The following is a 4,377-nucleotide window of genomic DNA, read 5'->3' on the forward strand; positions in this document are numbered from 1 at the left end:
AGTATTTCATGTTTATATTCTTCATAATATTTTTCGTCTTTCGGTTTACCAAAAATGATGCCATTTGCTTTTTGCAGAATGCCTTGTGCTGCATAATTTCGTAACCAATACTTTATATAACTTGGTTCTGGATGATCTTCAGAGGTTTCAAAGAAAAGGATACTATTCTCCCAATGTTTTTTCTCAGGCCAAAGTTTCGTTCCTTTTGCAAATTCCAGTACTTCAATACAACCACCAATTAAACGACCTTGTATAGTGGTAGAGCCTTGAAGTAGCTCATATCCATTGTTTTGCTGCATCGTACGCCTTTTATCCTTATTTAGCTCTATCCATTCTAAACGCTCACTCGTCCATTCATGAGCTGGTTGAATCTCACCAATATTCTCATTTGAAAAGAGAGTTCGATTCACCATTTCAATTGTATATGGATCCATCTCTACATTTTCGGCAAAATCAGTTAAGATTGCTTGACCGTAAAAAGAGGAAATTCCTGCTTTATGACAAAACAAATGTGAAACGGTATCGTCAGAGTAGCCCATAAAGATTTTCGGATTTTCGCGTATAACATTAAAATCTATATAAGGAAGTAAACGGATGCTATCTTCACCGCCAATATTCGTAATAATTCCTTTAATACGAGTATCTTTAAATGCTGTCATTAAATCTTCCGCACGAGCTTGTGGGTTGTTGTAAAGGTATTCGCTACCTTTTAAACTATTTGGCATTGGGACAACCTTAAGACCGAAGACGTCTTCTAATCTTTTTACTCCTTGCTCATATCGCCATCTTAGCTTAGAATCACCAGCACCTCCCCATGAAGAACTTACTGTCGCCACAATATCTCCTGGCTGTAATCTTTTTGGTTTCATTAACATATTAATTCCGCTCCTACATAATGTAATTAACTACGACTATACAAACCGTAGAGTTGAAGAACATAGTACATGACATTTAATTTCGCCACCATTAACAAATACACCTGCTGTTATTTATGAATCTAACACTATTGCTGAATATATGAATAAAATACAATAAATCTTTTTATCAAACTTTATATTTAAAAATCACAGTATGCATCATTGCATGAGAAAGATGGTTGCTATTTTCTACAACCTGTAACTATAATGGTTACAGGTTGGTCGTATCCAATCAAAAAATAAGATCATCATGAATGGAGAGGTTACATATGGGTATGAAAAAATTAATTTTAGCAGGTGCTTTAGGGATCGCAGCATTATCAGGAACGAATTTACCAGGATTAGAACTGTCAAAAGCGAGTGCCGCTTCTATTGAATCAAATTTCTCGACGTTAGAAGGGCGAGTAGTAGAAGTAGATAACGGTGTAATTGTTGTAAAATCTAAGCAATATGAGGAACCTGTTAGTGTGTATATAGATTCCCTTTCAAATGTGAAAGTAGGGGATGAGGTTAAAGCTACTGGATCTATGATGCGTAATTTTACTGAATATATGATTGCAAATACAGTTGAAAATACGTCAAATAAATTAGGTATGCACATGAAAGAAGACTGTTCTCCTGATTATGTAATTGGGGAAGTATCAAAAATAGGAACGATGGAAGATGAAGGAGATAGTTCTACTAAATATGTCGTAGTTGAGTATCCATCGCTAAACGGGAAAAAAGATATTATTGATGTTTTCTTAACGAAGGGACAAGTATTTAATACAGGTGAGAAAGTAAAAATTGATATGAAGTATGTGGGTTGGGGCGGAAGTTCTATTAACTGGAACACAACGGATCATATCGAAAAAATTCATGAGGTAAAGAGCAACGTTGAAAATAATGATGATGTTTGGATTTGGTCTTAATTAGACTTCTGTAAATAACAAATGTATCATGCAGTACCCATCAAATTATCATGTGTATGACAATTTGATGGGTATTTTTTATTTTGTGTTTTTTTGAGAATAAGGGATTTTCGATTAGAATATGATGTTTAAATCGGAGCGAGTTTAAAAAATACAATAATGAAAGAGGTGTTTAAGGATGGAGCGAGATGAGGTTTATTTACGAGCTAAAAAAAGGATGGAGAATTTAAAAGCGTTTTACATTCATTTAACGGTCTATATACTAGTTAACTTAATGCTTTTTTTTATAAATATAAGCTCTGATTCAAGTAAATTATGGTTTTTATATCCACTGGGAGGTTGGGGGATCGGTATCATTTGATACAGTAACCAATAACCAACGATAATAACAGGTATTTTTTTGCTAAATTGTTCACTCTTAGGTTACAAAACTTTCTCAACATGGTATTTGAAGTTAACAGAATACACGTTCTTATTATTGTGATAAAATATTCTGTAAATATAAGGGGAACTGTGACGTTTATTGAAAATGAAGGGGGATAGTCACTTGAAATTCCATGAAAAAATTATGGGTATAATTGAGGATAGAGATGATATGACTTCAAGTAGTGTAGCAATAAAAATAGGGGTATCCAAACAATACATGTCCAAATTTAAAAAAAGAGGAACAATTGGATTTTGTCAATTGGTCAAGTTATCACATGTACTAAATGATGAAAATAAAACTTCCAAAGAGACAATGGCTAAATGGTGCTTAGATCTTGATGGGACAGAAGCGATAAAACAAAGTTTTGAATATGCATGTGTAACAAGAAATATAGAGTTGCTACATAAGCTAATTCTAAAAAATAAAGATGAAGCTGGAACAATCGGAGAATATGTTTCTGTATATGGGATTTTGTATCAATATATAGTAGGTGAAATACATGGTACAGATATTATCGATAAATTTAAAAAAATTGGACAACCGAAGGATAAGGTTTTAAATATTCTAGTGGATATAATGAAATGTTATAATTATTTCCACCTAAAGAAATATAATCTGATGTTAGAATTAATTCAGGAAATCGAACAACAAGTTAAGGCTATAGATAGTGATAGGAAATCTTATATTAAAGAATGCTACATGTACAGAGTAGCAGAGATTTTCGCACCCGTTTATTTACATTACAATCATTTAGATTTAGCTAGAAAATTTGCTAATGTAATAATCGAAGCTAATATCAGTGAAAAAACAATTTCTGATGCTTTATACATACTGGGAATGTCATACTTAGGTGAAGATAAGGAAAAGAGCTTGAAATATTTTGAAGACAGTTATGTTTTATTTAAACAAGTCGGAGATAAAACTTATGAAAAAGAGGTGCGTTATAACTTAGACTTTGCTAAGATATATTTAGGTGAAGTATTACCTGAAAATTCAGATGTTTCGTTGAAGCAATTTCAAATGTTTCCGGATCCTTCTAGGTTGCAACTACTTCAAACTTCGTTATACGATGGTGAAGAAGAAGATTTTCTCGTATATTTTAAAGGGATTGTTTCTACATCCCCAAACGGAATATACGAATGCTTTCAAAAATTCCTTTTACAGTCAAATTATTTCTTTACAAGTTTGGTTGCAAAAGAAATCCTCAAAAGAGGAGATAACTCAGAACTAATCAAGTCAATGGTGGGTTTTAAAGGGAATATAGGAGAAGGAGCGTTTGCTGATGAAAAAAATAATTTCTACAATCTTAGTTGCATTAACAGTATTCACTGTGTCGAGCGGATTTATAGGACAGACACAAGACAACTACAAGAAAAATGAAAAAATATCATATATGCAGGAAACCATCAAACCGGGTGGTTGATGAAAGAAAAGGATTGAGAATATCTCAATCCTTTTCTTATTTGGTAAACTAAAAATAAAAAACGAAAAATAATTTACTTTTCTAAAATTTCCCTAGAGGAAAGGTTATAATTGGATTACAGCAGGTGAGGGGGAATACAAATGAGAAAAGAAGACATTCTACAGTCATTTTTTAAATGCATAGATTCATGTTCAAATGGTGAGGAAGAGTTAAATCAATTTATTGAAGCAGCATTCAATATTGAACAAACATTAAAAAATAGCGATGAGTAGCATCACATCACTATTTTTTAATGTTTTTCAATTTTTCTAGGCTTTCCATCATTGTTAGCATGTTTTGTAAGACTATGTCCTGATGTTCCTCAGGTAGTTGTTCCAGACGGTTTTTTATGCTCAAGTATTTTTGATTCATCCCTTCATCTAATTCACGAGAGTCAGATCTTCCTAGAAGATAATCAACAGGAACACTAAGAAAGTCAGCAGTGCGCTCAACAGTTTCTCTAGATGCAGGTTTAAAACCAGTTTCAAATTTAGAAACGCTACCTGCAGTAACACCAATAGCTTGTCCTAAATCATGTTGTGTTAAATTACGCTCTTTTCGCAATTGACGTAACCGATCTTTAAATTCCACAGTAATCACCTCAATAAGTGGTTTGTTAGGTTTATTATAATATTTCCTAAAGGGAAAATCAATTGGAGG

The 4,377-nt window shown here is 32.8% G+C and carries 5 protein-coding genes and 1 pseudogene; 4 read left to right on the forward strand and 2 right to left on the reverse strand.

Translation table 11 applies throughout. From position 1 onward, the window contains the following. On the reverse strand, window positions 1-875 hold an 875-nt coding region (locus tag AB3X49_RS18410; RefSeq protein ID WP_367963870.1), incomplete at its 3' end, for a S66 family peptidase. Window positions 876-1,186: 311 nt separating this feature from the next. On the opposite strand from AB3X49_RS18410, the gene AB3X49_RS18415 reads away from it, so the two are divergent. The 4 genes and pseudogenes from AB3X49_RS18415 to AB3X49_RS18430 all read left to right on the forward strand — a co-directional run bounded on the left by AB3X49_RS18415 (window position 1,187) and on the right by AB3X49_RS18430 (window position 3,950). Continuing rightward, window positions 1,187-1,828, forward strand: coding sequence for a hypothetical protein (locus AB3X49_RS18415; RefSeq protein WP_367963873.1), 642 nt, complete (start codon window positions 1,187-1,189; stop codon window positions 1,826-1,828). 178 nt (window positions 1,829-2,006) lie between these two features. Next, a pseudogene (locus AB3X49_RS18420) lies at window positions 2,007-2,186 on the forward strand (2TM domain-containing protein); the annotation flags it as partial. A 189-nt stretch (window positions 2,187-2,375) separates the two neighbouring features. Next, window positions 2,376-3,635 (forward strand): AimR family lysis-lysogeny pheromone receptor, encoded by a 1,260-nt coding sequence (locus AB3X49_RS18425; protein ID WP_367963875.1) that lies wholly within the window; start codon window positions 2,376-2,378, stop codon window positions 3,633-3,635. 183 nt (window positions 3,636-3,818) lie between these two features. Further along, window positions 3,819-3,950 (forward strand): hypothetical protein, encoded by a 132-nt coding sequence (locus AB3X49_RS18430; protein WP_367963878.1) that lies wholly within the window; start codon window positions 3,819-3,821, stop codon window positions 3,948-3,950. A 10-nt stretch (window positions 3,951-3,960) separates the two neighbouring features. Here AB3X49_RS18430 and AB3X49_RS18435 read toward each other — a convergent pair. Further along, the coding region (locus AB3X49_RS18435) for a helix-turn-helix domain-containing protein (protein ID WP_367963880.1) at window positions 3,961-4,377 on the reverse strand (417 nt) is incomplete at its 5' end.

This window comes from Bacillus sp. C30 (assembly GCF_040838255.1).
Lineage (GTDB): Bacteria > Bacillota > Bacilli > Bacillales > Bacillaceae_G > Bacillus_A > Bacillus_A mycoides.

What these genes read in the sequence shown, in the direction of transcription:
- AB3X49_RS18415 (WP_367963873.1), top strand. Translation starts at nt 1,187, where the DNA reads ATGGGTATGAAAAAATTAATTTTAGCAGGTGCTTTAGGGATCGCAGCA.
- AB3X49_RS18430 (WP_367963878.1), top strand. Translation starts at nt 3,819, where the DNA reads ATGAGAAAAGAAGACATTCTACAGTCATTTTTTAAATGCATAGATTCA.